This window comes from Mesorhizobium sp. 01N446, assembly GCF_056399285.1.
In genome coordinates, this window is the sequence record NZ_JBFTRA010000020.1 from 1 (window position 1) to 25,403 (window position 25,403).

23 protein-coding genes and 1 tRNA gene are annotated in these 25,403 nt (G+C 62.3%); 20 read left to right on the forward strand and 4 right to left on the reverse strand.

All coding sequences use genetic code 11. From position 1 onward, the window contains the following. The 14 genes from AC1DPX_RS34745 to rpoC form a co-directional block, all read left to right on the forward strand. A partial coding sequence (locus AC1DPX_RS34745) for an EF-Tu C-terminal domain-related protein (protein ID WP_477242398.1) occupies window positions 1–156 on the forward strand: 156 nt, incomplete at its 5' end. Between the two features lie 238 nt (window positions 157–394). Further along, complete coding sequence (locus tag AC1DPX_RS34750; protein ID WP_477242518.1) at window positions 395–2,152, forward strand: COG3904 family protein; 1,758 nt, start codon at window positions 395–397, stop codon at window positions 2,150–2,152. A 108-nt stretch (window positions 2,153–2,260) separates the two neighbouring features. Beyond that, a complete protein-coding gene (locus AC1DPX_RS34755; protein WP_477242520.1) occupies window positions 2,261–3,913 on the forward strand; it encodes a COG3904 family protein in 1,653 nt (550 codons plus the stop codon). Window positions 3,914–4,012: 99 nt separating this feature from the next. Then, a complete protein-coding gene (locus AC1DPX_RS34760) occupies window positions 4,013–4,495 on the forward strand; it encodes a group II truncated hemoglobin (RefSeq protein WP_477242522.1) in 483 nt (160 codons plus the stop codon). Window positions 4,496–4,523: 28 nt separating this feature from the next. After that, window positions 4,524–5,075, forward strand: a complete 552-nt coding sequence (locus AC1DPX_RS34765) for a putative glycolipid-binding domain-containing protein (protein WP_477242524.1) — start codon at window positions 4,524–4,526, stop codon at window positions 5,073–5,075. 82 nt (window positions 5,076–5,157) lie between these two features. Further along, window positions 5,158–5,233, forward strand: a tRNA-Trp gene (locus tag AC1DPX_RS34770). 363 nt (window positions 5,234–5,596) lie between these two features. Then, entirely contained in the window at window positions 5,597–5,800 is a 204-nt protein-coding gene (gene secE, locus AC1DPX_RS34775) for a preprotein translocase subunit SecE (RefSeq protein WP_010909260.1), read from the forward strand. A gap of 29 nt (window positions 5,801–5,829) precedes the next feature. Continuing rightward, window positions 5,830–6,357, forward strand: a complete 528-nt coding sequence (gene nusG / locus AC1DPX_RS34780) for a transcription termination/antitermination protein NusG (RefSeq protein WP_010909261.1) — start codon at window positions 5,830–5,832, stop codon at window positions 6,355–6,357. Between the two features lie 171 nt (window positions 6,358–6,528). Next, entirely contained in the window at window positions 6,529–6,957 is a 429-nt protein-coding gene (rplK, locus tag AC1DPX_RS34785) for a 50S ribosomal protein L11 (RefSeq protein ID WP_010909262.1), read from the forward strand. 4 nt (window positions 6,958–6,961) lie between these two features. Beyond that, entirely contained in the window at window positions 6,962–7,660 is a 699-nt protein-coding gene (gene rplA / locus AC1DPX_RS34790; protein ID WP_010909263.1) for a 50S ribosomal protein L1, read from the forward strand. A gap of 374 nt (window positions 7,661–8,034) precedes the next feature. Next, complete coding sequence (gene rplJ, locus AC1DPX_RS34795) at window positions 8,035–8,553, forward strand: 50S ribosomal protein L10 (RefSeq protein ID WP_019857958.1); 519 nt, start codon at window positions 8,035–8,037, stop codon at window positions 8,551–8,553. A 54-nt stretch (window positions 8,554–8,607) separates the two neighbouring features. Further along, entirely contained in the window at window positions 8,608–8,985 is a 378-nt protein-coding gene (rplL, locus tag AC1DPX_RS34800; RefSeq protein ID WP_010909265.1) for a 50S ribosomal protein L7/L12, read from the forward strand. A gap of 251 nt (window positions 8,986–9,236) precedes the next feature. Then, window positions 9,237–13,373, forward strand: a complete 4,137-nt coding sequence (gene rpoB, locus AC1DPX_RS34805; RefSeq protein WP_202354525.1) for a DNA-directed RNA polymerase subunit beta — start codon at window positions 9,237–9,239, stop codon at window positions 13,371–13,373. Between the two features lie 130 nt (window positions 13,374–13,503). Continuing rightward, window positions 13,504–17,700, forward strand: coding sequence for a DNA-directed RNA polymerase subunit beta' (gene rpoC, locus AC1DPX_RS34810; protein WP_202354524.1), 4,197 nt, complete (start codon window positions 13,504–13,506; stop codon window positions 17,698–17,700). A gap of 120 nt (window positions 17,701–17,820) precedes the next feature. On the opposite strand, the gene AC1DPX_RS34815 is transcribed toward rpoC, so the two are convergent. Both AC1DPX_RS34815 and AC1DPX_RS34820 read right to left on the reverse strand, forming a co-directional pair. Beyond that, entirely contained in the window at window positions 17,821–18,033 is a 213-nt protein-coding gene (locus AC1DPX_RS34815; protein ID WP_202354523.1) for a helix-turn-helix domain-containing protein, read from the reverse strand. 13 nt (window positions 18,034–18,046) lie between these two features. Further along, a complete protein-coding gene (locus tag AC1DPX_RS34820; RefSeq protein WP_202354522.1) occupies window positions 18,047–18,625 on the reverse strand; it encodes a DUF2975 domain-containing protein in 579 nt (192 codons plus the stop codon). A gap of 96 nt (window positions 18,626–18,721) precedes the next feature. Here AC1DPX_RS34820 and AC1DPX_RS34825 point away from each other — a divergent pair, with 96 nt between their 5' ends. Together AC1DPX_RS34825 and AC1DPX_RS34830 are read left to right on the forward strand one after the other, a co-directional pair. After that, the gene (locus AC1DPX_RS34825; RefSeq protein ID WP_202354521.1) at window positions 18,722–19,123 is read left to right on the forward strand and encodes a chlorophyllide reductase; all 402 of its coding nucleotides are present in this window, start codon (window positions 18,722–18,724) and stop codon (window positions 19,121–19,123) included. Window positions 19,124–19,339: 216 nt separating this feature from the next. Then, a complete protein-coding gene (locus tag AC1DPX_RS34830; RefSeq protein WP_202354520.1) occupies window positions 19,340–20,005 on the forward strand; it encodes an O-methyltransferase in 666 nt (221 codons plus the stop codon). A 338-nt stretch (window positions 20,006–20,343) separates the two neighbouring features. Here the strand turns inward: AC1DPX_RS34830 and AC1DPX_RS34835 are convergent, their stop codons facing one another. Both AC1DPX_RS34835 and AC1DPX_RS34840 read right to left on the reverse strand, forming a co-directional pair. Continuing rightward, window positions 20,344–21,279, reverse strand: a complete 936-nt coding sequence (locus AC1DPX_RS34835) for a Gfo/Idh/MocA family protein (RefSeq protein ID WP_477242526.1) — start codon at window positions 21,277–21,279, stop codon at window positions 20,344–20,346. A 111-nt stretch (window positions 21,280–21,390) separates the two neighbouring features. Then, complete coding sequence (locus AC1DPX_RS34840; protein WP_096445651.1) at window positions 21,391–21,672, reverse strand: transcriptional regulator; 282 nt, start codon at window positions 21,670–21,672, stop codon at window positions 21,391–21,393. 492 nt (window positions 21,673–22,164) lie between these two features. Here AC1DPX_RS34840 and rpsL point away from each other — a divergent pair, with 492 nt between their 5' ends. The 4 genes from rpsL to AC1DPX_RS34860 all read left to right on the forward strand — a co-directional run. After that, complete coding sequence (gene rpsL, locus AC1DPX_RS34845) at window positions 22,165–22,536, forward strand: 30S ribosomal protein S12 (RefSeq protein WP_006333356.1); 372 nt, start codon at window positions 22,165–22,167, stop codon at window positions 22,534–22,536. A 60-nt stretch (window positions 22,537–22,596) separates the two neighbouring features. After that, window positions 22,597–23,067 (forward strand): 30S ribosomal protein S7, encoded by a 471-nt coding sequence (gene rpsG / locus AC1DPX_RS34850; RefSeq protein ID WP_008875664.1) that lies wholly within the window; start codon window positions 22,597–22,599, stop codon window positions 23,065–23,067. 29 nt (window positions 23,068–23,096) lie between these two features. Next, window positions 23,097–25,187: an elongation factor G gene (fusA, locus tag AC1DPX_RS34855; RefSeq protein ID WP_202354518.1), complete on the forward strand. Its 2,091-nt coding sequence runs from the start codon at window positions 23,097–23,099 to the stop codon at window positions 25,185–25,187. 67 nt (window positions 25,188–25,254) lie between these two features. After that, the coding region (locus tag AC1DPX_RS34860) for a GTP-binding protein (protein WP_232375805.1) at window positions 25,255–25,403 on the forward strand (149 nt) is incomplete at its 3' end.

Here is a 25,403-nt window from a genome sequence, read left to right on the forward strand (position 1 = left end):
CTGCCGGCTGGCACCGAGATGGTGATGCCTGGCGACAACATCACGGTCGATGTCGAGCTGATCGTGCCGATCGCCATGGAAGAGAAGCTGCGCTTCGCCATCCGTGAAGGCGGCCGCACCGTCGGTGCCGGCATCGTCGTCACCATCAAGGAATAATCGACTCCGGCATCAGCCGGATCGACAAGAAAAGGGCGGTCTTCGGGCCGCCCTTTTTCGTTTACTTGCCGTGCAGAACAAGTCTTGCGCGGTTGTTTCGAAGCTATTGCAAGCACCGTTGCCGCAACTATTATAGGTTGCGTCGAGGGGGCTTTTGCCAAGAGTGGTTTTGGGGCGTCGTTCAAACAACATCGCAAGTTGGTGGCGTGCGCTGGTTCGCCTGGTGCCGGTGCTTGTGATGGTGATGGTTGCCTTCGCCGCGAAGGCCGATAACACCTCCGACCCGAAAACATGGAATCCCGATACCTGGTACCTTCAGCACCTTCTGTCCGACGGACTTTCGGAGATGCAATTTGCCGTCGTCCGCAGCAACGCGGCTGGCTGTGAGCCCAACTGTCCGGAATGGATTTCGGCTGAAGGCGCCATCGAAGCCGCTACGCCGGCCAAGCTCAAGCGTGTATTGAAGACGCTAGGCGGTCGCCAACTGCCGATTATCGTCAACTCCCCCGGCGGCAATGTCGACGCCGCGCTCCAGCTCGGCCGCATAATCCGCAAGAACAAACTCGATGTAGCCGTCGGAGCCACCAAATTCTCCGGCTGTCAGCCGGGAACGGGCGATTGTCGGGCCAACGATGGCAATGGCGCCACCTACGTCGGCATCGCGTCCGACGGCGGCGCCATCTGTAATTCCGCCTGTCCGCTGATGTTTGCCGGAGGCGTCCAGCGCCTGGTCGGGCGATGGGCCTATCTGGGCGTCCACCAGATCACCACGACATTCCAACGCCAGCAGGTCTATTATCGCACCACGTACAGAATTGTGCGCGGCAGGAAGAAGATCATCAGCAGCAAGATCGTCAGCCGTACGAACGCCGGCACCTACAAGACCTACGAGATGAGCAAGGCGGTTGAGAGGAAGCTGTCGGCCTATCTCAGGGAAATGGGAGTGGGGCAAGGTGTTCTCGAGGTCATGAAAGCCACAGCCGCGGGTGATATCCGCCAGATCGCCCTCGACGACATGACGACGATGAAGTTGGTCACCGGCAAGGGCACTGTCGACCTGCTTATATCGGCGGGCATATGCCGGCGAAATCCCGGGCCGGCGAACTGCAGGGAAATCCCTGCGAACGCCAAGCCGGCCAACGTGGCCTCGATTGAGGCCAAGCCCGCACCCTCCCAACCGGCTCAAGTCTCACTCTCGCAGCCTGCCAAGGCAGCGCCAACCCAGCCTGTCAAGGCAGCAACCACTCAGCCTGCCAACGCAGCATCAACCCAGCCTGCCAAGGCTCCTCCCGCCAAGCCGTTCTGGGCAGCGCCAGGAAACGCAGCGCTGGAGATGCGCTTCGTGGTCGTTCGTGGCAGCGATCCGCTCTGCGATCCGGACTGCCCGGAATGGATCTCGGCGGAAGGCGCGATCACGCCTCGGACCACGGACAGGCTTCGCCATTTGCTCGCCGCGCTTGGCAATCCGCGCCTTCCCATTGTGATCAGTTCACGAGGCGGCGATCTGTTTGGCGCCTTGGCGGCGGGGCGGCTTATCCATGAGCGGAAGCTCGACGTCGTGGTCGCCCGTACCAATATCACAGGCTGCAGCCCGGCCGGCGCGGGTTGCTCGGACGACAACGGCACCTATGTCGGGCTGGTCAGCGATGTTGGCGTGGAGTGCGATTCAGCCTGCGCGCTCATGCTTGCCGGCGGCGTCACGCGGCTGGTCGATCCCAAGGCGCGGCTCAGCATGTACGCAATGGGACAGAAGCGGATCGTCAAAGCCTACCTGGAGGAGATGGCGATCGCTCCCACACTGTTCGCGGCGCTCGAACAGCGCTCGGTCGAGCGCCAGCTCGAACCCGAACTGATGCTGGGGGTCGGATTGACCTCTGGTCCGCAGTCAGTAGACGTGCTGACAGGCCCCACCATTTGCAAATCGGCGCCAAAACCGGACAATTGCCTGGCTTTGTCGTCGGCGGATGCCGAGGCAAAGACGCCGCCGAAACTTTAGCGCACCGTTTCCGGTCTTGCGTGACTCGGGATCTGCGCCTGCTCAAAGCTGTTGCAAGCGCCATCGTGCCAACTAGTATAGGTTGTACTGAGGGAGCTTGGCGAAAGAGTGGTTCCAGGGCGCTGGTTCGAGGCATGGTGGTTGCGGGCACTGGCCCGTCTCACGCTGTTGGTCGCCTTGGTCCTGCCTGTCGCGGCGGTGCGGGCGCAGGAGCAGTCGCTGGACATCCCGCCGATGCGCTTCGTAGTGGTTCGCAGCAATGCACCGGGATGCGAACCCGATTGTCCGGAATGGATATCGGCTGAGGGCACGATCGCGGCAGGCACGCCGTTGCTTTTCAAACGCACGCTCAAAACGCTCGGGAGGCGGCAACTACCCGTCGTCGTCAACTCGCCCGGCGGCAATGTCGATGCCGCACTCGCACTTGGCAGGATGATCCGCAAGAACAAGCTCGATATCGCCGTCGGCGTGACGGTTTTTTCCGGCTGCCAGCCGGAGGCGAAGAATTGCAGCGACAACAAGGGCAAGGGTGCCGACTATCTCGGCATGGCTTTTGACGACGGGGCCATGTGCAATTCCGCCTGTCCGCTGATGTTCTCCGGCGGTGTCCGCCGCGTGGTCGGAGATTTCGCCTATCTCGGCGTCCACCAGATCACCACGACCTACAAGCGCGAGAAACTGCTCTACCGGACCACATATCGGATCGTGAACGGCAAGAAGAAGGTCATCAGCACCAAGGTCGTCAGCCGCAAGAACGCGGGCAGCTACAAGACCTACGAGATGAGCAAGGCGGTCGAGAAGACGCTATCGGCCTATCTCAGGGAAATGGGGATAGGCGACGGCGTGCTGGACATGATGAAGGCCACGCCGGCCAGCGACATCCGCCAGATCGCGCTCGACGATATGCTGACGATGAAGTTGGTGACCAGCCGCGACGCGGTCGATCTGTTGACCTCCGTGAGCCTGTGCGCACCGCAACAGCCGGCCGCGAATTGCCGGGAGATTCCTGCCAACGATGCGACGCCATCGGCCGCCGCGACCGGCAAGTCCAGGGACGTCGCACCGGTTGGACCGGAAACCGCCAAGGCCGGTGCGGAGATGCGCTTTGTCGTGGTGCGCGGCAGCAATCCGCTGTGCAATCCCGACTGTCCGGAATGGATATCGGCGGAAGGCGTGATTTCGACCCAGACGCCGCAGAAGTTGCGCCAATTGCTCGCCACCCTTGGCAACCGGCGCCTGCCTGTCGTGATCAGCTCACGGGGAGGGGAGCTGTCCGGCGCCCTGGCGGCGGGTCGGCTCATCCGCGAAAGGAAGCTCGACGTCGCCGTGGGCCGGACCGATTTCGTCGATTGCGATCCGGGAGCCTGGAATTGCCTGGCCAAGGAAGGCGCCTATGCCGGATTGAGCATCGATGCGGGCGTGGAGTGCGATTCGGCCTGCGCGCTGATGCTCGCCGGCGGCGTAAGAAGGCTTGTCGGTCCGCAGGCGCGGCTCAGCCTGTATCCGATGGGACAGAAGCAGGTGGTCAAGGCGTATCTCGAGGAGATGGCGATTGGTCCCGCTCTGTTCGAGGCGATCGCGGGGCGCTCGGCCGAGCGCCAGCTCGAACCGGACACCATGCTGAAGGCAGGACTGACGACGGGACCGCAATCGGTCGACGCACTGACCGGCGCTACTATTTGCAAGGCGGTTCCCAGGCCCGACAATTGCCGCGGCCTGCCGCCCGCCAATGCGGCGGCCGACGCGCCCGCAAGGCTGTAGTGCGCGGCTTCGGAAGCTGGCCATCGAGGCAGGTTGAGCTGCCTTCGATCTTTCCGCTATCGTCGCGCCGGTGGTGCAGGGGCTGGCGGAGGATCGACAATGAGCCGGGATGTTCCGACACTCTACGAATGGGCCGGCGGCAGCGATGCCCTGAACCGGCTGACGCAAGCCTTTTATGACAAGGTGGCGAAGGACCAAGTCGTCGGGCCGGTGTTCAAGGCGATGTCGCCGGATCATCCCGCTCATGTCGCGGCCTTCATCGGCGAGGTCTTTGGCGGACCGAAGACCTACAGCGAGAAATTCGGCGGCCACCGCGAGATGGTGATGCATCATCTGGGCAAGCATTTGACGGAAGAGCAGCGCCGCCGCTGGATCAACCTTCTTGCCGACGCGGCTGATGAGGTCGGCTTGCCGGACGATCCCGAATTCCGTTCGGCTTTCATGGGCTATGTCGAATGGGGATCGCGATTGGCCAAGATGAACTCCAATCTCGGCGAGACCTGCGATCCCGAAACCGAGCCGATGCCGGCCTGGGGCTGGGGCGTGCCCGGCGGGCCGTACACGCCGCCGGAAACAAAGTAGCTTCCAGCTACCTCGGAGTGCGGTACGGATGTCGGATGATTTCAAGATCGTGCGCTGGCGCGAGTGGGACGGCCCCGGTATCGAGCATCTTGAACTGCGCGAGCGCGCGGGCGAGGTCCTGGCCGACTCCGTCGTCGTCTGCTCCGGTCAAAGCCCTTTTGCCGTCCGCTACCGCATAGAATGCGACGCGCACTGGCGCGCCAGGCGTGTCACGGTCCACATTGTCGGCTCTGGCCGGACGCTGATTCTTGCCGCCGACGGCGATGGCAACTGGACCCGGGACGGAGTGCCGATGCCTGAACTGGAGGGCGCGATCGATCCGGACCTCACCGTCACGCCGTTCACCAACACGTTGCCGATCCGGCGTTTGCGGCTTTCCGCCGGGCAGAGTGCTGAGATCACCACCGCCTTCATCGAATTCCCGGCCCTGACGGTCGTCAGCAACCCGCAGCGCTACACATGCCTCGTGGAGGGCAGGCGATATCTCTATGAATCGCGCGCCGGCGACTTCAGGCGCGAAGTCGAGATCGACCGCGATGGGCTGGTCGTCACCTATCCCGATTTCTGGCAAAGGGGATGAAGGCGTGTTTGCGTGCAAACCACTCTTTACAGCGGGCGCGGAAGCTTTTAGGAAGCCCCTGCTGCGCCGTGGCGCGCACGATACGGGCATAGCTCAGTTGGTAGAGCGGCGGTCTCCAAAACCGCAGGTCGTAGGTTCGAGCCCTGCTGCCCGTGCCATTTCCAAAATGGCCATCAGAAACGATGTTTCCGCGGACCGCCCTTTGAAAATCGGCGACACGCTTGCCATATTAGGCCGATTGGGGCATAAGGGCGCCATAGCCGGGACGGAACGACTGGATGGTTCCGAGGCGGCGTTTGGTCATAAAGCGGACACTTGCCACTTGCGTGGATCAAGAATCGGTTTTATGTAGACAGAACAGACACGCGACGCGTGGAGCTGGGAAGCCGGCTTTACGCGTCTGATTTGCATGGGCGAAATGATTGCGCTGATTCGGCGCGAGACTGGGCTCAGGCGGCACGTCCCGGCCAGCGGGATCATCCAGGGGACCCGGCCAACGGGTCTTGAAGACAGAGCGGCATATGGCTTCGAAAACCACAAATCCTTTCGTCTTTCTCCAGCAGGTTCGCTCGGAGACCGCCAAGGTGACTTGGCCGTCGCGGCGCGAAACGATGATCTCGACGGTGATGGTTCTGGCCTTCGCTGTGATTGCGATGATCTTTTTCTTTAGCGCCGATCAGTTGATGGGCCTCGCGATCGAACAGATTCTGGGCATTGGACGCTAAGTCCGGCGACTACGGAGAAGTCTAAAAAAATGGCTGCGCGCTGGTACATCGTCCACGCTTATTCGAACTTTGAAAAGAAGGTCGCCGAGGACATCGAGAACAAGGCCAAGCAGAAGGGCCTGTCCGCTGATATCGAGCAGATCGTGGTGCCGACCGAGAAGGTCGTCGAGGTTCGTCGTGGCCGCAAGGTCGACGCCGAGCGCAAGTTCTTCCCGGGCTACGTGCTCCTGAAGGCCAATTTGACCGATGCCGTGTTCTCGCTGGTGAAGAACACGCCGAAGGTTACCGGTTTTCTCGGCGACTCCAAGCCGGTGCCGATCACCGAGGCGGAGGCGCAGCGCATCCTGAACCAGGTGCAGGAAGGCGTCGAGCGCCCGAAGCCCTCGGTCACTTTCGAGATCGGCGAGGCGATCCGCGTCTCGGATGGTCCTTTCGCGTCGTTCAACGGTTTCGTCCAGGAAGTGGACGAGGAGCGGGCGCGGCTCAAGGTGGAAGTTTCGATCTTCGGGCGCGCCGTGCCTGTCGATCTGGAATTCGGACAGGTCGAAAAAGGCTGATCCGAAATCCCTGATCCCGGTTGGCGATCAGGGGAGGCGGTGCGGAAACGCATGGCCTGAGAACGGTGGGAGGCGAATGTGGCTTTAGCCGGCCGCGCGAACCGCACCACCAGACTGCAACCGCCGGTGTTTCCCAAGATGGGGCCGGCATAGACAAAGGCAGGAAAAGAGATGGCTAAGAAAATTGCAGGCCAGCTCAAGCTTCAGGTCTCCGCGGGTTCGGCTACGCCGTCGCCCCCGATCGGCCCGGCGCTTGGTCAGCGTGGCATCAACATCATGGAGTTCTGCAAGGCGTTCAACGCGCAGACCCAGGAAATGGAAAAGGGATCGCCGGTTCCGGTCGTCATCACCTACTATCAGGACAAGTCGTTCACCTTCGTCATGAAGACGCCGCCGGTGAGCTATTTCCTGAAGAAGGCCGCGAACCTGAAGTCGGGCTCGAAGGAGCCGGGCAAGGTGAAGGCTGGCACCGTTTCGCGCGACAAGGTGCGTGAAATCGCGACCGCCAAGATGAAGGATCTGAACGCAAACGACGTCGAGGCGGCCATGCGCATGGTCGAGGGCTCCGCCCGCTCGATGGGTCTGGAAGTGGTGGGCTGAGATCATGGCAAAGATTGCAAAGCGTGTATCGAAGACCCGCGAAGGCATCGATCCCAACAAGGCTTATGCCCTGGGTGAAGCGCTGAAGCTGCTCAAGGACCGTTCCTCGGTCAAGTTCGACGAGACCGTCGAAGTCGCCATGAACCTCGGCGTCGACCCGCGCCATGCCGACCAGATGGTCCGCGGCGTGGTCAACCTGCCGAACGGCACCGGCCGCTCGGTTCGCGTCGCCGTGTTCGCCCGTGGCGACAAGGCCGAGGAAGCCAAGGCCGCCGGCGCCGACATCGTCGGTGCTGAGGACCTGGTCGACATCGTCCAGAAGGGCACGATCGATTTCGATCGCTGCATCGCCACGCCGGACATGATGCCGCTGGTCGGTCGTCTCGGTAAGGTGCTCGGCCCGCGCGGCATGATGCCGAACCCGAAGGTCGGCACCGTCACCACCGACGTTGCCGCCGCCGTCAAGGCATCCAAGGGCGGCGCGGTCGAGTTCCGCGTCGAGAAGGCCGGCATCGTTCACGCCGGCGTCGGCAAGGTTTCGTTCGACGTCAAGGCGCTGGAAGAGAACATCCGCGCCTTCGCCGATGCGGTGACCAAGGCAAAGCCGGCTGGCGCCAAGGGCAACTACGTCAAGAAGGTGTCGGTCACCTCGACGATGGGCCCGGGCCTCAAGCTCGACGTCTCGACGCTCGCGGCGTCCTGATTAAGACCATTTGGGTCGGCCGCTGAATGGCCGACCCGTGACTGAATTCCGGGCCTCGGATTTATCCTGGGCCCGGTGCCGGAAGTCGAAAGGCTTCCGGACATCCTGTCCGAGATTGCAGGCGGCCCCAAAGCCTTAATTCATGTGGGCCTGCATGAGACGGGTGAAGACCTGACAACGGAGCGAATGCTCCAATGAAAGGTTCGAACCGTGTTTGCCTTTTGTCTGCGCATCGTTGGCTTGCTGGCGGTGTGGCGAAAGGGGGCAGGATCCTCGAGCGTCGTTCGGGAGATCCGTTACTGGATGGCCCGGCCGGCAAAAGGCAACCCGACGCCTGTCCTACTAGTGGGGCAGGGGTCAACTGGAGATAGGCAGTGGACAGAGCGGAAAAACGCGAACTCGTCACGGGCCTGAACGAAGCGTTCGGAAACGCAGGTTCAGTGGTCGTGGCCCACTATGCCGGAATCACCGTCGCGCAAATGAACGACCTTCGGTCGAAAATGCGCGCCGCCGGTGGCACCGTTAAAGTCGCGAAGAACCGTCTCGCCAAAATCGCTCTTCAGGGCACGGACTCCGCATCGATCATCGACCTGTTCAAGGGACAGACGCTGATTGCTTATTCGGAGGATCCGATTGCGGCGCCGAAGGTCGCGTCCGATTTCGCCAAGGGAAATGACAAGCTCGTCATTCTCGGCGGCGCAATGGGCACCACCTCGCTCAATGCCGACGGTGTGAAGGCACTCGCCACACTTCCGTCGCTCGATGAGCTGCGCGCCAGGCTGGTTGGCATGATCGCCACGCCGGCAACCCGGATCGCCCAGATCGTCAATGCGCCAGCGGCCTCGGTCGCGCGCGTCATCGGCGCTTACGCCCGGAAGGACGAGGCGGCATGAGGCCGTTCCTCGCTATCAAAAACACACGTTCGAACCTAACGAAGGAATACAACAATGGCTGATCTCGCAAAGATCGTAGACGACCTTTCGAAGCTGACCGTCCTCGAGGCGGCCGAGCTGTCGAAGCTTCTGGAAGAAAAGTGGGGCGTTTCGGCTGCTGCTCCGGTGGCGGTTGCCGCTGCTGGCGGTGCTGCCGCTGCTGCTGCTCCGGCCGAGGAAAAGACGGAATTCGACGTCGTCCTCACCGACGCTGGCGCTCAGAAGATCAACGTCATCAAGGAAGTCCGCGCCATCACCGGTCTTGGCCTCAAGGAAGCCAAGGACCTGGTCGAAGCGGCTCCGAAGCCGGTCAAGGAAGGCGTTTCCAAGGCCGACGCCGACAAGTTCAAGGCCCAGCTGGAAGCAGCCGGCGCCAAGGTCGACCTGAAGTAAGCGTAAAAGCGGCGGGCGGCCTCGCGCCGTCCGCCACTCCCTTCGGCTCGAAGGGAGGACGCGTAGCGCGAGATGTACGAGAACCTCTTTCCTGAGGGCCGCAACCGGCCTTCAGGAAACGGGTTTTCTCCCGTTTTAGCCGGCCGCCGAAAGGCGGACGGAGAACAGACAGAGAGCCGCCGCCCAGGCGGCTCGGTATGCAAGGCGGACCGCGGCGAGGTCCGTCCCGAGTTTAGAGCTAAGGAGCGACGATGGCCCAGACCCAGACTTTCAATGGCCGCAGACGCGTACGCAAGTTCTTCGGAAAGATTCCGGAAGTTGCGGAGATGCCGAACCTGATCGAGGTTCAGAAGGCATCCTATGACCAGTTCCTGATGGTGGACGAGCCCAAGGGCGGCCGTCCGGACGAGGGACTGCAGGCTGTTTTCAAGTCGGTCTTCCCGATCTCCGATTTTTCCGGCTCCTCGATGCTGGAGTTCGTGAAGTACGAGTTCGAAGGACCGAAATTCGACGTTGACGAATGCCGTCAGCGCGACCTGACTTATGCCGCGCCGCTGAAGGTGACGCTGCGCCTCATCGTGTTCGATATCGACGAGGATACCGGCGCCAAGTCGATCAAGGACATCAAGGAGCAGGACGTCTACATGGGCGACATGCCGCTCATGACCTTGAACGGCACCTTCATCGTCAACGGCACCGAGCGCGTCATCGTCTCGCAGATGCACCGTTCGCCGGGCGTCTTCTTCGATCACGACAAGGGCAAGTCGCACTCGTCGGGCAAGCTTCTGTTTGCCGCGCGCGTCATCCCCTATCGCGGCTCGTGGCTCGACATCGAGTTCGATTCCAAGGACGTCGTGCACGCCCGCATCGACCGCCGCCGCAAGATTCCGGTGACGTCGCTGTTGATGGCGCTCGGCATGGATGGCGAGGAGATCCTGTCGACCTTCTACAACAAGATCACCTATGTGCGCGCCGGCGACCACTGGCGCATTCCGTTCAACGTCGAGCGTTTCCGCGGCCTCAAGGCCGTCGGCGACCTGGTCGACGCCGATACGGGCGAGATCGTTGTCGAAGCCGGCAAGAAGATCACTGCCCGCCAGGCGCGCCAGCTCGGTGAAAAGGGCCTGAAGGCGATCAAGGCGACCGACGAGGATCTGCTCGGCAACTACCTGGCCGAGGACATCGTCAACTACGCCACCGGCGAGATCTTCCTCGAAGCCGGCGACGAGATCGATGAAAAGACGCTCAAGGTGCTGCTTGGCACCGGCGAGCAGGAGATCAAGGTTCTCGACATCGACCACGTCAATGTCGGCGCCTATATCCGCAACACGCTCAACGTCGACAAGAACGAGAGCCGCCAGGACGCGCTGTTCGACATCTATCGTGTCATGCGCCCCGGCGAGCCGCCGACGCTCGAGACCGCCGAAGCCATGTTCAACTCGCTGTTCTTCGACAGCGAGCGCTACGATCTGTCGGCTGTCGGCCGCGTCAAGATGAACATGCGCCTTGAGCTCAAGGCCGAGGACACCGTGCGCGTGCTGCGCAAGGAAGACATCCTGGCCGTGGTCAAGACGCTGGTCGAACTGCGCGACGGCAAGGGCGAGATCGACGACATCGACAATCTCGGCAACCGCCGCGTGCGCTCCGTCGGCGAGCTGATGGAGAACCAGTACCGCGTCGGCCTGCTGCGCATGGAGCGCGCGATCAAGGAGCGTATGTCCTCGATCGAGATCGACACGGTCATGCCGCAGGACCTGATCAACGCCAAGCCGGCGGCCGCCGCCGTGCGAGAGTTCTTCGGTTCCTCGCAGCTGTCGCAGTTCATGGACCAGACCAACCCGCTGTCGGAGATCACCCACAAGCGTCGTCTTTCGGCGCTTGGACCGGGCGGTCTGACCCGCGAGCGCGCCGGCTTCGAAGTGCGCGACGTGCACCCGACGCACTACGGCCGTATCTGCCCGATCGAGACGCCGGAAGGCCCGAATATCGGTCTGATCAACTCGCTGGCCACCTTCGCGCGCGTCAACAAGTACGGCTTCATCGAGAGCCCGTACCGCAAGATCGTCGACGGCAAGCTGACCAATGACGTCGTCTATCTCTCGGCGATGGAAGAAGCCAAGCACCATGTCGCGCAGGCCAACGCCGAGCTCGACAAGAATGGCGGCTTCGTCGACGAGTTCGTCATTTGCCGCAGTGCCGGCGAAGTGATGATGGCGCCGCGCGAAAACGTCGACCTGATGGACGTGTCGCCCAAGCAGATGGTGTCGGTGGCCGCGGCCCTGATCCCGTTCCTGGAAAACGACGACGCCAACCGCGCTCTGATGGGCTCGAACATGCAGCGTCAGGCCGTGCCGCTGGTGCGCGCCGAGGCGCCGTTTGTCGGCACCGGCATGGAGCCGATCGTCGCTCGTGACTCGGGCGCCGCCATCGGCGCCCGCCGCGGCGGCATTGTCGACCAGGTGGACGCGACGCGTATCGTTATCCGTGCGACGGAAGATCTCGATCCGGGCAAGTCCGGCGTCGACATCTACCGGCTGATGAAGTTCCAGCGTTCGAACCAGAACACCTGCATCAACCAGCGTCCGCTGGTGCGCATGGGTGACCGGGTCAACAAGGGCGACATCATCGCCGACGGTCCGTCGACCGAGCTCGGTGATCTGGCGCTTGGCCGCAACGTGCTGGTCGCGTTCATGCCGTGGAACGGCTACAACTACGAGGACTCGATCCTCTTGTCCGAGCGCATCGTCGCCGACGACGTCTTCACCTCGATCCACATCGAGGAGTTCGAGGTCATGGCGCGCGATACCAAACTCGGTCCGGAGGAAATCACGCGCGACATTCCGAACGTTTCGGAAGAAGCGCTGAAGAACCTCGACGAAGCCGGCATCGTCTATATCGGTGCGGAAGTGCAGCCGGGCGACATCCTGGTCGGCAAGATCACGCCGAAGGGCGAAAGCCCGATGACGCCGGAAGAGAAGCTTCTGCGCGCCATCTTCGGCGAAAAGGCTTCCGACGTGCGCGACACTTCGATGCGCATGCCTCCGGGCACTTTCGGCACCGTCGTCGAGGTGCGCGTGTTCAATCGCCACGGTGTGGAGAAGGACGAGCGCGCCATGGCGATCGAGCGCGAGGAGATCGAACGCCTCGCCAAGGACCGCGACGACGAGCAGGCCATTCTGGACCGCAACGTCTACGCGCGTCTTTCCGACGTGCTCGTCGGCAAGGAAGCGATCGCTGGACCGAAGGGCTTCAAGAAGGGCTCGACGCTGTCCAAGGACACGCTCGACGAGTATCCGCGTTCGCAGTGGTGGCAGTTCGCCGTGGAGAACGAAAAGCTCCAGAGCGAACTGGAAGCCCTGCGTGGCCAGTACGACGACTCCAAGAAGGCGCTCGAACAGCGCTTCATGGACAAGGTCGAGAAGGTGCAGCGCGGCGACGAAATGCCTCCGGGCGTCATGAAGATGGTCAAGGTCTTCGTGGCGGTGAAGCGCAAGATGCAGCCGGGCGACAAGATGGCCGGCCGTCACGGCAACAAGGGTGTCGTGTCGCGCATCGTTCCGGTCGAGGACATGCCTTTCCTCGAGGACGGCACGCATGCCGATATCGTGCTCAACCCGCTGGGTGTGCCGAGCCGCATGAATGTCGGCCAGATCCTGGAAACGCATCTGGGCTGGGCATGCGCGGGCATGGGCAAGAAGATCGGCGAACTGATCGACACGTACAAGGCGGCCGGCGACATCAAGCCGCTGCGCAAGACGCTGGAAAGCTTCATGCCGGCCAATGACCGCAACGAGCCGATCCGCGAGTATGACGACGAGAGCATTGTTCGCCTCAGCGAGCAGATGCGCCGCGGCGTCTCGATCGCGACCCCGGTGTTCGACGGTGCGCACGAGGCTGACATCAACATCATGCTGGAGCAGGCGGGCCTGCACACCAGCGGTCAGTCGCAGCTCTATGACGGACGCACGGGCGAGCCGTTCGATCGCAAGGTGACGATGGGCTATATCTACATGCTCAAGCTTCACCACCTGGTGGACGACAAGATCCACGCGCGTTCGATCGGTCCGTACTCGCTCGTCACCCAGCAGCCGCTGGGCGGCAAGGCGCAGTTCGGCGGCCAGCGCTTCGGCGAAATGGAGGTCTGGGCTCTGGAAGCCTATGGCGCCGCCTACACGCTGCAGGAAATGCTGACGGTGAAGTCGGACGACGTCGCCGGCCGCACCAAGGTCTACGAGGCGATCGTGCGTGGCGACGACACGTTCGAGGCCGGCATCCCGGAGAGCTTCAACGTGCTCGTCAAGGAAATGCGGTCTCTCGGCCTCAATGTCGAGCTGGAGAACACCAAGCTCGACGACAACCCTGTCCGGCTGCCCGACGCGGCCGAGTAAAGGTTACGGCGCGCCGCACGACGTTGCGGCGCGCCAGACGAATTCGACGGCCAATGGCCGACAAAGACGGCGGGCGTTTGGTCCGCGTTAGATGCAAGGGGTTTTCGAGGACCCCGAAAAGGAGAACGGCATGAACCAAGAGGTCATGAATCTCTTCAATCCGCAGGCGCCTGCGCAGGTGTTCGATTCCATCCGGATCTCACTGGCCAGCCCTGAGAAGATTCTGTCCTGGTCGTTCGGCGAGATCAAGAAGCCGGAGACCATCAACTACCGCACCTTCAAGCCGGAGCGTGACGGTCTGTTCTGCGCGCGCATTTTTGGCCCGATCAAGGACTATGAGTGCCTGTGCGGCAAGTACAAGCGCATGAAGTACAAGGGCGTCATCTGCGAGAAGTGCGGCGTCGAAGTCACGCTGTCGCGCGTCCGCCGCGAGCGCATGGGCCATATCGAGCTCGCCGCTCCCGTCGCCCACATCTGGTTCCTGAAGTCGCTGCCCTCGCGCATCGGCACGCTGCTCGACATGACCCTGAAGGACATCGAGCGCGTCCTCTACTTCGAGAACTACATCGTCACCGAGCCTGGCCTCACCGCGCTGAAGGAGCACCAGCTGCTCAGCGAGGAAGAGTACATGATCGCCGTCGACGAGTATGGCGAGGATTCCTTCACCGCCATGATCGGCGCCGAGGCCATTCATGACCTTCTGGCCGGCATGGACCTGGAGAAGATCGCCGGCGACCTGCGTTCGGAACTGGCTTCGACCACGTCCGAGCTGAAGCAGAAGAAGTATCTGAAGCGGCTCAAGGTCGTCGAGAACTTCATGGAATCCGGCAACCGTCCGGAATGGATGATCATGAAGGTGGTCCCGGTCATTCCGCCGGACCTGCGCCCGCTGGTTCCCCTGGATGGTGGACGTTTCGCGACGTCCGACCTGAACGATCTCTATCGCCGCGTCATCAACCGCAACAACCGTCTGAAGCGGCTGATCGAACTGCGCGCTCCCGGCATCATCGTGCGCAATGAAAAGCGCATGCTGCAGGAAGCCGTCGACGCATTGTTCGACAACGGCCGCCGCGGCCGCGTCATCACCGGCGCCAACAAGCGTCCGCTGAAGTCGCTGTCCGACATGCTGAAGGGCAAGCAGGGCCGGTTCCGCCAGAACCTGCTCGGCAAGCGCGTCGACTATTCCGGCCGTTCGGTCATCGTGACCGGTCCGGAGCTCAAGCTGCACCAGTGTGGCCTGCCGAAGAAGATGGCGCTCGAGCTGTTCAAGCCCTTCATCTACGCCCGTCTCGACGCCAAGGGTTACTCCTCGACCGTCAAGCAGGCCAAGAAGCTGGTCGAGAAGGAGCGTCCGGAAGTCTGGGATATTCTCGACGAGGTCATCCGCGAGCACCCGGTTCTCCTGAACCGCGCGCCGACGCTGCACCGCCTCGGCATCCAGGCGTTCGAGCCGATCCTGATCGAAGGCAAGGCGATCCAGCTGCATCCGCTGGTCTGCACGGCCTTCAACGCCGACTTCGACGGTGACCAGATGGCGGTCCACGTGCCGCTGTCGCTGGAAGCGCAGCTTGAAGCCCGCGTGCTGATGATGTCGACCAACAACATCCTGCACCCGGCTTCCGGCGCGCCGATCATCGTGCCGTCGCAGGACATGGTTCTGGGTCTCTACTATCTCTCGATCGTCAACCAGAACGAGCCGGGCGAGGGCATGGTGTTTGCCGACATGGGCGAACTCCAGCACGCGCTCGAGACCAAGGCGGTGACCCTGCACGCCAAGATCAAGGGCCGCTTCCGCACGGTCGACGCCGAAGGCAAGGTCGTGTCGAAGATCCACGACACCACGCCTGGCCGCATGATCATCGGCGAGCTTCTGCCGAAGAACGTCAACGTGCCTTACGAGACCGCCAACCAGGAGATGACCAAGAAGAACATCTCCAAGATGATCGACACCGTCTACCGCCACTGCGGTCAGAAGGAGACGGTCATTTTCTGCGACCGCATCATGGCGCTCGGCTTCGCTCATGCCTGCCGTGCCGGCATTTCGTTCGGCAAGGACGACATGCTGATCCCGGACAGCAAGATCAAGCTGGTCTCCGACACCGAGGCTTTGGCCAAGGAATACGAGCAGCAGTACAATGACGGCCTGATCACGCAGGGCGAGAAGTACAACAAGGTCGTCGACGCCTGGGCCAAGTGCTCGGAAAAGGTCGCCGACGAAATGATGGCCCGCATCAAGGCGGTCGAGTTCGAGGACAATGGCCGTCAGAAGCCGATGAACTCGATCTACATGATGTCGCACTCCGGTGCGCGTGGCTCGCCCACCCAGATGCGCCAGCTCGCCGGCATGCGCGGCCTGATGGCGAAGCCCTCGGGTGAAATCATCGAGACGCCGATCATCTCGAACTTCAAGGAAGGCCTGACCGTGCTCGAGTACTTCAACTCGACTCACGGCGCCCGCAAGGGTCTGGCCGACACCGCCTTGAAGACGGCGAACTCGGGTTACCTCACCCGCCGTCTGGTCGACGTGGCGCAGGACTGCATCGTCAACTCCGTGGATTGCGGCACCGACAAGGGCCTCACCATGCAGCCGATCGTCGATGCCGGTCAGGTCGTCGCTTCGGTCGGCCAGCGCGTGCTGGGCCGCACCGCGCTCGACGACATCAACCATCCGGTGACCGGCGACCTGCTGGTCAAGGCCGGAACGCTGATGGACGAGCGTGACGTGGAGCAGATCGAAAAGGCCGGCGTCCAGTCGGTCCGCATTCGCTCGGCACTGACCTGCGAGGTCAGGGTCGGCGTGTGCGCGGTCTGCTACGGACGCGATCTGGCGCGCGGCACCCCCGTCAACCAGGGTGAAGCGGTCGGCGTCATCGCTGCGCAGTCGATCGGCGAGCCGGGCACCCAGCTCACCATGCGTACCTTCCACATGGGCGGCACCGCGCAGGTGGTGGATAGTTCGTTCCTTGAAGCCTCCTATGAGGGCAAGGTCGAGATACGCAACCGCAACGTGGTGCGCAACTCCGACGGCCAGCAGATGGTCATGGGCCGCAACATGGCGGTGCTGATCCTCGACGAAGCCGGCAAGGAGCGCGCCACGCACCGTGTCACTTATGGTTCGCGTATCTTCGTGGACGATGGCGACAAGGTGAAGCGCGGCCAGCGTATCGCCGAGTGGGATCCCTACACCCGCCCGATCCTCACCGAAATCGAGGGCAGGGTGGCGTTCGAGGATCTGGTCGACGGCATCTCCGTTCAGGAAACGGCCGACGAGTCGACCGGCATCACCAAGCGTGAGGTCATCGACTGGCGTTCGACGCCGCGCGGCAACGATCTGAAGCCGGCGATCGTCGTTCAGGACGCCAAGGGCAAGGTCGGCAAGCTGTCGAAGGGTGGCGATGCCCGCTTCCTGCTCTCGGTCGAGGCCATTCTCTCGGTCGAGCCGGGTGCGCAGGTTCGTCCCGGCGACGTGCTGGCGCGTATCCCAATGGAAAGCGCCAAGACCAAGGACATCACCGGCGGTCTGCCGCGTGTTGCCGAACTGTTCGAGGCACGTCGTCCGAAGGATCACGCCATCATCGCCGAGATCGATGGCACGATCCGCTTCGGCCGCGACTACAAGAACAAGCGCCGCATTATCATCGAGCCGCATGACTCGACGCTGGAGCCGGTCGAATACCTGATCCCGAAGGGCAAGCCGTTCCATCTCCAGGACGGCGACGTCATCGAGAAGGGCGACTACATCCTCGACGGCAATCCGGCGCCGCACGACATCCTGGCGATCAAGGGCGTGGAGGCACTTGCTTCCTACCTCGTCAACGAGATCCAGGAAGTCTACCGCCTACAGGGCGTGTCGATCAACGACAAGCACATCGAGGTGATCGTTCGCCAGATGCTGCAGAAGGTCGAGATCACCACGCAGGGCGACTCGACCTACATTCCAGGCGACCACGTCGACGTGATCGAGCTGGAAGAGGTCAATGAGCGCCTGATCGAGGACGGCAAGAAGCCGGCCGAAGGTCAGCCGGTGCTGCTCGGCATCACCAAGGCCTCGCTGCAGACGCCGTCCTTCATCTCGGCCGCCTCCTTCCAGGAGACGACCCGAGTGCTGACGGAAGCCGCGGTTGCCGGCAAGACCGACATGCTGCAGGGCTTGAAGGAAAACGTCATCGTCGGCCGGCTGATCCCGGCCGGTACGGGCGGCACGATGAGCCAGATCCGGCGCATCGCCACCTCGCGCGACGAACTGATCATCGACGAGCGCCGCAAGGCCTCCGGTGTGGAAGTCGCCGAGCCGATGCTGGCCGATCTGACAACCGCCGCGCAGTAAGCGCGGCGGGAGCAATTCCAGGAAAAGTGTAAACGGTTTTCCGCCCGGAATTGCGCTAGAAAAAGCAAAAATCTCAGGCAACTGGGCCGTCGGGGCAACCTGGCGGCCTTTTTGTTTGTTCTATTCAGATGGTTTCTCGAAGCGAAGCAGGTCGCCCGGCTCGCAGTCGAGGTATTCGCAGATGCGTTCCAGCGTGTCGAACCGGATGCCTTTGACCTTTCCCTGTTTGAGAAGGGAAAGGTTGGCTTCGGTGATGCCGACAAATTCGGCGAGGTCCTTCGACTTCACGTTTCGTTCGGCGAGGACGACGTTGAGCCTGACCCTTATGGGCATAAGCTGGTCCTCCTCATACGAACTGCGCATTTTCGTCGGCGAGCGCGGATGCTTCCGATATTACCCAGGTGATCACCGCGACGATGGCCGCCGTCAGCAAGGCCAGCAGCGTGTCGCTGTCGAGACCAAGTGTCAGGCGGTGTTGGCCGGCAGGTGCATCCAGGCTCAGGAGAACGGACAGCGCCGCTCCCGAAACCGGTTTCAGCAAGGCGGAGGCCAGCAGGCCAAGGCCAAAGGACCGCAAATTCCTGATTGCGTTCTCTCCGAAGAAGTCTCCGGTCGCAAAGGCCTGGAAGGCGCCCCGGGCCGCCATCAGCGCGAAAACGAGACAGGCAAGCGGCACGAACGAGATCGCGAACGCGGCCAGCCTGCGGCCGAGGCCGAATTCGCTGAGCCATGCCTGCGGGATATTGGCATCCGCCGCGATCGAGCCGGCGGAGGTGGTGAGCCAGTAGAACAGCAGACAGAGCGTCAGCAGGATCGCCAGGACGACAAAGCATCGTGCCAGCACCAGGCTGAACAGGCGGATGCGCCTCAGCCTTGTCTGGCGAACCGGGTCGGGGGTTGGAGCCGTGATGGCGGGTTCAATCATGATCGTCTCGGTTCGCAAAAAAAATTATTGTTTTACAATAATAGTTTTATGCATAATGGTAAGCGTTGTCAACGTCCAACATGACAGGAGCTACCAATGCCTTCCTTCAAACGCCAGAACACCCTTGCCGCCATCGGGTTCATGACGGCGCTCGTGGCGCCTTTTTCAGCTCACGCTCTGCCGTCGACGGCAACAGGCCGGATATCGGTGGGGCAGGTGATGGAGATGATCGAAAAGGCCGATACCAGCCCGATCGCCAGGCAGACGCTTGTCGCCTATGTCGCCGGGGTTGGTGAAGCCGCCGGCGCAATTGTCGATACGATCGGCAACGGCTCGCGCACCATGTCCTGCCGGAAGTCGTTCAGCCTGGATACCGGCTCGGTGCGCGCGGCCCTCGAAGCCGGTGCACCCCGTCAGGACAGCTGGCCGCAAACGCCGGCAACCCCACTGATCGTTGCCGACATGGTCAAACGCGCCGGCTGCAAGGCAAAGGATTGATCCAAGCCGGACCGGGACTGCGGTCGACAGCGCTTCATTGACCGGGTTCGAAGCCGTCGGCGCAAGCCGGCGGCCTTTTTCATTTACGACGACCTGTCACGGTTGATAGGCTCATTCGGAGCCCGGATTTCGGACCGACAAGATCAGGCGCTTCCTCACGACAAGCCTCAGGCGGCCCCGTAGCGTGATTTGGCGATCGAAGGATCGGAAAAAACGATGAGCAAGAAAACCTGGGCTGCTGTCGACGACTACATCGTTGAGGCCCTGTTCGAAGCAGATCCCGCCCTCGACGCTGTTCTGGCCGCCAACCGTGACCAAGGCTTGCCACCGATCGACGTCTCGCCGGCGCAGGGCAAGCTGCTTTCGCTTCTGCTGCGCATCAAAGGCGCGAAAAAGGTTCTCGAAATCGGCACGCTGGGCGGCTATTCGACGATCTGGATGGCGCGAGCGTTGCCTGCGGACGGCAAGATCGTGACGCTTGAACTCGACCCGCATCATGCCAGCGTCGCGCGGTCGAATTTCGAACAGGCAGGGGTGTCGGAACGGGTGGAACTGCGGGTCGGGCCGGCGCTACAGTCGCTTGCCGCGCTAGGCACCGAGAATGCCGGGCCGTTCGATCTCATCTTCATCGACGCCGACAAGCCGAACAATCCGAACTATCTGTCATGGGCCATGCGGCTCTCAAGGCCGGGAACAGTGATCATCTGCGACAACGTCATCCGCGACGGCGCGGTGATCGACGGCGGTGGCCATGACGCCAATGTTGTCGGCGCCCGGGCGGCGTTCTCGTTCATCGGCGGCGACAAGCGCCTGGACGGCACCGCTATCCAGACCGTCGGCGCCAAGGGTTATGACGGCTTTGCCATTGCGATCGTCGAGTGAGCATCACACGGTGATTGCCTGAATGACGCTGATGTCGGACCAACTCGGTCATGCTCACTTGTCATCGGCAGTTCGTTTGACGGCCGGCTTGCCCCAATCCGTCGCTGCTGCGCAGCGCCACCTTCCCCCTCCGGAGGGAAAGGAAGGAGCGTTTCTGGAGGAGCGTTGACGGCAGAAAGCTTGGCGCTTTCCTCTACCCCGTTGACCGGGGGGCCGAAGGGCGGGCGAGACCCGTGGCTCGCCCCGGCAGGTGGCTCGGCGTAGCCGAGAGGGAGTGGGGGGCGACCTGGCACGAGCGTGCGCTCCAGCCAGATCCGCGATCCCGTCGCGGGCACAATTCAGTCGAAAAACGCTTCGACCACGTTGCGCCTGCCGAGCATGAAGGCGTCGGCGACATGCTGCAGCGGCGCCAGATCGACATCCGATGTGCCGGCGCGCACGATCTCGGCGAAACGCCTGTAGAGCATCGGGTATTCCGCCTCCGGCTCCTCATGGACGACACGGCCGTCGATGGCGAGCTTCGAGCCGCCGCCGGAAAGCACCATCTTGCCCGCATCCGTGTCGGCCAGGATGTCCCAGCTTTGCGGGCCGGTCTGCAGCCAGTCGAGGTCCATCGTCACCGGCAATCCGTTCGAGGTGCGGAAGGCGACTTGCGCCGCGACCGGGGCGGCGCGGTTTTCGGGAAAGTCGAGCGCGGCCGAGGTGATGAACATCGCCGGCAGGATGTGGGTTGCGATCGACAGCGCGTTGATGCCGGGATCGAAGACGCCGAAGCCGCCCGGCGCCCAGATCCACTCTTGGTTCGGATGCCAGCGGCGCACATCTTCCTTCCATATGATCGCCGCCGAGCGAAGGCGGGCCGATGCGAGAAAGCTGCGCGCAGCCTCCACCGCCGGCGCATAGCGCGAGTGCCAGCTGGCGAACAGGCAGACGCCGTTCTTCGCGGCCAGCACCTTCAGGTCCTCGACTTCGCTGACCGTGGCGCCCGGGGGCTTTTCCAGGAAGACGTGCTTCTTGGCCTCGAGCGCGGTGCGCGCGGCATCGTAGCGGAATTGCGGCGGCATGCAGAGCGAGACAGCCTCAAGCTCCGGCACCGCGTCGAGCATCGCCTCGATAGTGGGGAAGTTCGGGATGCCGTCGACCTTGCCATGCCGGCTGGCGGCGGCGATGAGTCGATAGTTCTGGTCCTTGGCCAGCGCCGGGAGGTGCTGGTCGCGGACGATCTTGCCGACGCCGACGATGCCGATCTTGATGGGGTTGTTGTTCGAGGACATGAGGGCTCCGGATGGGAAGGACAGGTTTTCCTAGATGCGAAAAGGCAGCCGGGCAAGGTGTGGTCATGGAGCGGCGGTCCGGCCCGCGTCGGCCGCGTCCTGACCTGATTCTCAGATCGGTACGTCGAAGGTGACGATCGACACTTCGCCTTCGAGCGCGCCCTGATAGGCCGACAGATGCGGCTCGTCGTCGGGCACACCGTCCATATCGCCGATCTGATCGAGTTCGGCCTCGGCATAACCTTCCGCCGCGAGCGATTCGAGGGCACGGCGCACCGCCGAATCGTCATCGGGAGCGACCAGCATGACATGCACGCCTTCTACCTTGCCGCCTTTGCGCTTCCACACCCGGCCGGTGATGATGGTGACCGGGCGTTCTTCATTGTCGTTCACGGGCTGATTCCTTCTGGGAAAGGACGGGCGAGGGGATTTTGACTGTTCTGCCGGCCTTTTCGCATGAAGCGGGGCCGTGCGACAGCCAAAAGCCATTCACTTTGCCAAAGCCTTGGCACTTTCTTCTCCGCCCTTGCAAAATGGCGAAAGAAAATTACCTGCGGTTTTCGCATGGCTGCCAAGCCCCGGCTTCAATGCAATATTTGGCACTGCGGGGTTGACGGTTCGCGGGCTTACGAGTAGAAGCCGGCCAGTCAGAACCGATGTGAGGCTCTCCTTTCCGAAGCGACACGCTTTGGAGTTTGCTTCAAACAGGGTTCGTTTTACGAGCGAAAAGACATTTCCGGCGTGCACGAAGCGGCTTCCGCTTCCTCTGCCATTTGTTCGGGCAAGACCGCGAGGCGCGGTTTGTGGCCCGAATTTGCGTATGGAAATGACGCTTTGAGCGGCCCTGACCGGGCGAGACACGGAATTGAGAGACAAGAGGGTTTAATGCCTACCGTCAACCAGCTGATCCGCAAGCCGCGCATTGCGCCGGTGAAGCGCAACAAGGTCCCGGCCATGCAGCAGAACCCGCAGAAGCGGGGCGTCTGCACGCGCGTCTACACGACGACGCCGAAGAAGCCGAACTCGGCGCTGCGCAAGGTGGCCAAGATCCGCCTGACCAATGGTTTTGAAGTGATCGGTTACATCCCCGGCGAAGGTCACAACCTTCAGGAACACTCCGTGGTCATGATCCGCGGCGGCCGCGTCAAGGATCTTCCGGGCGTTCGCTACCACATCATCCGCGGCGTGCTCGACACGCAGGGCGTGAAGAACCGCAAGCAGCGCCGTTCGAAGTACGGCGCCAAGCGTCCGAAGTAAGATTTTCCGGCCCTGGCGCTGCTTGAACGCGTCGGGCTACGAGATTGAGAGACAAAAGCCATGTCGCGTCGTCACAGTGCAGAAAAGCGTGAGATCAACCCGGATCCGAAGTTCGGCGATCTGATTGTCACCAAGTTCATGAACGCCGTCATGTATGACGGCAAGAAGTCGGTCGCCGAGACCATCGTCTATGGCGCTCTGGACCAGGTCCAGTCGAAGACCAAGCAGGAGCCGGTCACCGTCTTCCATCAGGCGCTCGACAATGTCGCGCCGCATGTGGAAGTGCGTTCGCGTCGCGTCGGCGGCGCCACCTACCAGGTTCCGGTCGACGTGCGCCCCGAGCGCCGCCAGGCATTGGCCATCCGTTGGCTGATCGCGGCTGCCCGCAACCGCAACGAGACCACCATGGTCGACCGCCTCTCGGGCGAGCTGATGGACGCGGCCAACAACCGCGGCACGGCCGTCAAGAAGCGTGAAGACACCCACAAGATGGCTGAAGCCAACCGCGCTTTCGCACACTACCGCTGGTAAAGCGCGAACAGGACTGAGAGGCAGCTACGATGGCCCGCGAATACAAAATCGAAGACTACCGCAATTTCGGTATCATGGCGCATATTGACGCCGGCAAGACGACGACCACCGAGCGCGTCCTCTACTACACGGGCAAGTCGCACAAGATCGGCGAAGTGCACGACGGCGCTGCCACCATGGACTGGATGGAGCAGGAGCAGGAACGCGGCATCACCATCACGTCCGCCGCCACCACGACCTTCTGGAAGGGCCGTGACGGCAAGATGCGCCGCTTCAACATCATCGACACCCCCGGACACGTCGACTTCACCATTGAAGTCGAGCGTTCGCTGCGCGTGCTCGACGGCGCCATTGCGCTGCTCGACGCCAACGCCGGTGTCGAGCCGCAGACGGAAACCGTCTGGCGCCAGGCCGACAAGTACCGCGTGCCGCGCATGATCTTCTGCAACAAGATGGACAAGATCGGCGCCGACTTCTACCGCTCGGTCGAGATGATCGGCTCGCGCCTTGGTGCGCAGGCTGTCGTCATGCAGCTGCCGATTGGCGCCGAGACCGAATTCAAGGGCGTCGTCGACCTCGTCGAGATGAACGCGCTTGTCTGGCGCGACGAGACGCTGGGCGCTGCCTGGGACGTCGTCGAGATCCCGGCCGACCTTCAGGCTCGTGCCCAGGAATACCGCGAGAAGATGATCGAAGCCGCCGTCGAAATGGACGAGACGGCGCTTGAGAACTACCTCGAAGGCAAGATGCCGTCGAATGACGAGATTCGTTCGCTGATCCGCAAGGGTACGATCGCGGTCAAGTTTTTCCCGATGTTCTGCGGCTCGGCCTTCAAGAACAAGGGCGTGCAGCCGCTGCTCGACGCCGTCGTCGAATACCTGCCGTCGCCGGCCGACGTTCCCGCCATCAAGGGTGTCGATGCCAAGACCGACGCCGAGATCGAGCGTCATGCCGTCGACGACGAGCCGCTGTCGATGCTCGCCTTCAAGATCATGAACGACCCGTTCGTGGGTTCGCTGACCTTCGCCCGCATCTATTCGGGCAAGCTCACCAAGGGCATCTCGGTCGATAACACCGTCAAGGGCAAGAAGGAGCGCATCGGCCGCATGCTGCAGATGCATGCGAATTCGCGCGCCGACGTCGAAGAAGCTTTCGCCGGCGACATCGTCGCCCTGGCTGGCCTCAAGGACACGACCACTGGCGACACGCTGTGCGATCCGCTGCACCCGGTCATTCTCGAGCGCATGGAATTCCCTGATCCGGTCATCCAGATCGCCATCGAGCCGAAGACCAAGAACGACCAGGAAAAGATGGGCCTCGCCCTTCACCGCCTGGCTGCCGAGGATCCGTCCTTCCGCGTCAAGACCGACGAGGAAAGCGGCCAGACCATCATCTCCGGCATGGGCGAACTGCACCTCGACATCATCGTCGACCGCATGCGCCGCGAGTTCAAGGTCGAAGCCAATGTCGGCGCTCCGCAGGTGGCCTATCGCGAGACGATCACCCGCAAGCACGAGCAGGACTACACGCACAAGAAGCAGACCGGCGGTACCGGCCAGTTCGCCCGCGTGAAAGTTATCTTCGAGCCGAACACGGAGAGCGAAGAGTTCGTCTTCGAGTCCAAGATCGTCGGCGGCGCGGTGCCGAAGGAATACATCCCGGGTGTCGAAAAGGGCATCCAGAGCGTCATGGGCGCTGGCCCGTTCGCGGGCTTCCCGATGATCGGCGTCCGGGCGACGCTGATCGACGGCGCCTACCACGACGTCGACTCCTCGGTCCTGGCCTTCGAAATCGCGTCCCGCGCCTGCTTCCGTGAAGCCGCACCCAAGCTTGGCGTGCAGCTGCTCGAGCCGATCATGAAGGTCGAAGTCGTGACGCCGGAAGACTATGTCGGCAGCGTCATTGGCGACCTGAACGGCCGCCGCGGCCAGATCCAGGGTCAGGAAGCACGCGGCGTGGCCGTCGTCATCAATGCGATGGTGCCGCTCGCCAACATGTTCAAGTACGTCGACAACCTGCGTTCGATGAGCCAGGGCCGCGCGGCCTACACGATGCAGTTCGACCACTACGAGCCGGTCCCGACCGCGGTCGCCCAGGAAGTCCAGAAAAAGTACGCGTAACTCGAAAGAGCTGTCGCGATAACGCAATTCAAAGCCCGCATGGGCGAGCAGGAAATGGAGACATCACATGGCAAAAGGTAAATTCGAGCGCACTAAGCCTCATGTGAACATCGGCACGATTGGTCACGTTGACCATGGCAAGACGTCGCTGACGGCGGCGATCACGAAGTATTTTGGCGAGTACAAGCGCTACGACCAGATCGATGCGGCGCCGGA

Bases quoted from the DNA above. Each gene is read 5' to 3' on its own strand.
- AC1DPX_RS34750 (WP_477242518.1), top strand. From the start codon at position 395: ATGGTGATGGTTGCCTTCGCCGCGAAGGCCGATAACACCTCCGACCCG.
- rpsL (WP_006333356.1), top strand. From the start codon at position 22,165: ATGCCTACCGTCAACCAGCTGATCCGCAAGCCGCGCATTGCGCCGGTG.
- rplK (WP_010909262.1), top strand. From the start codon at position 6,529: ATGGCTAAGAAAATTGCAGGCCAGCTCAAGCTTCAGGTCTCCGCGGGT.
- AC1DPX_RS34835 (WP_477242526.1), bottom strand. From the start codon at position 21,279: ATGTCCTCGAACAACAACCCCATCAAGATCGGCATCGTCGGCGTCGGC.
- AC1DPX_RS34815 (WP_202354523.1), bottom strand. From the start codon at position 18,033: ATGCCCATAAGGGTCAGGCTCAACGTCGTCCTCGCCGAACGAAACGTG.
- rpoC (WP_202354524.1), top strand. From the start codon at position 13,504: ATGAACCAAGAGGTCATGAATCTCTTCAATCCGCAGGCGCCTGCGCAG.
- secE (WP_010909260.1), top strand. From the start codon at position 5,597: ATGGCTTCGAAAACCACAAATCCTTTCGTCTTTCTCCAGCAGGTTCGC.
- AC1DPX_RS34760 (WP_477242522.1), top strand. From the start codon at position 4,013: ATGAGCCGGGATGTTCCGACACTCTACGAATGGGCCGGCGGCAGCGAT.
- AC1DPX_RS34825 (WP_202354521.1), top strand. From the start codon at position 18,722: ATGCCTTCCTTCAAACGCCAGAACACCCTTGCCGCCATCGGGTTCATG.
- AC1DPX_RS34820 (WP_202354522.1), bottom strand. From the start codon at position 18,625: ATGATTGAACCCGCCATCACGGCTCCAACCCCCGACCCGGTTCGCCAG.
- nusG (WP_010909261.1), top strand. From the start codon at position 5,830: ATGGCTGCGCGCTGGTACATCGTCCACGCTTATTCGAACTTTGAAAAG.
- rpoB (WP_202354525.1), top strand. From the start codon at position 9,237: ATGGCCCAGACCCAGACTTTCAATGGCCGCAGACGCGTACGCAAGTTC.
- rplL (WP_010909265.1), top strand. From the start codon at position 8,608: ATGGCTGATCTCGCAAAGATCGTAGACGACCTTTCGAAGCTGACCGTC.
- AC1DPX_RS34830 (WP_202354520.1), top strand. From the start codon at position 19,340: ATGAGCAAGAAAACCTGGGCTGCTGTCGACGACTACATCGTTGAGGCC.
- fusA (WP_202354518.1), top strand. From the start codon at position 23,097: ATGGCCCGCGAATACAAAATCGAAGACTACCGCAATTTCGGTATCATG.
- AC1DPX_RS34765 (WP_477242524.1), top strand. From the start codon at position 4,524: ATGTCGGATGATTTCAAGATCGTGCGCTGGCGCGAGTGGGACGGCCCC.
- rpsG (WP_008875664.1), top strand. From the start codon at position 22,597: ATGTCGCGTCGTCACAGTGCAGAAAAGCGTGAGATCAACCCGGATCCG.
- rplA (WP_010909263.1), top strand. From the start codon at position 6,962: ATGGCAAAGATTGCAAAGCGTGTATCGAAGACCCGCGAAGGCATCGAT.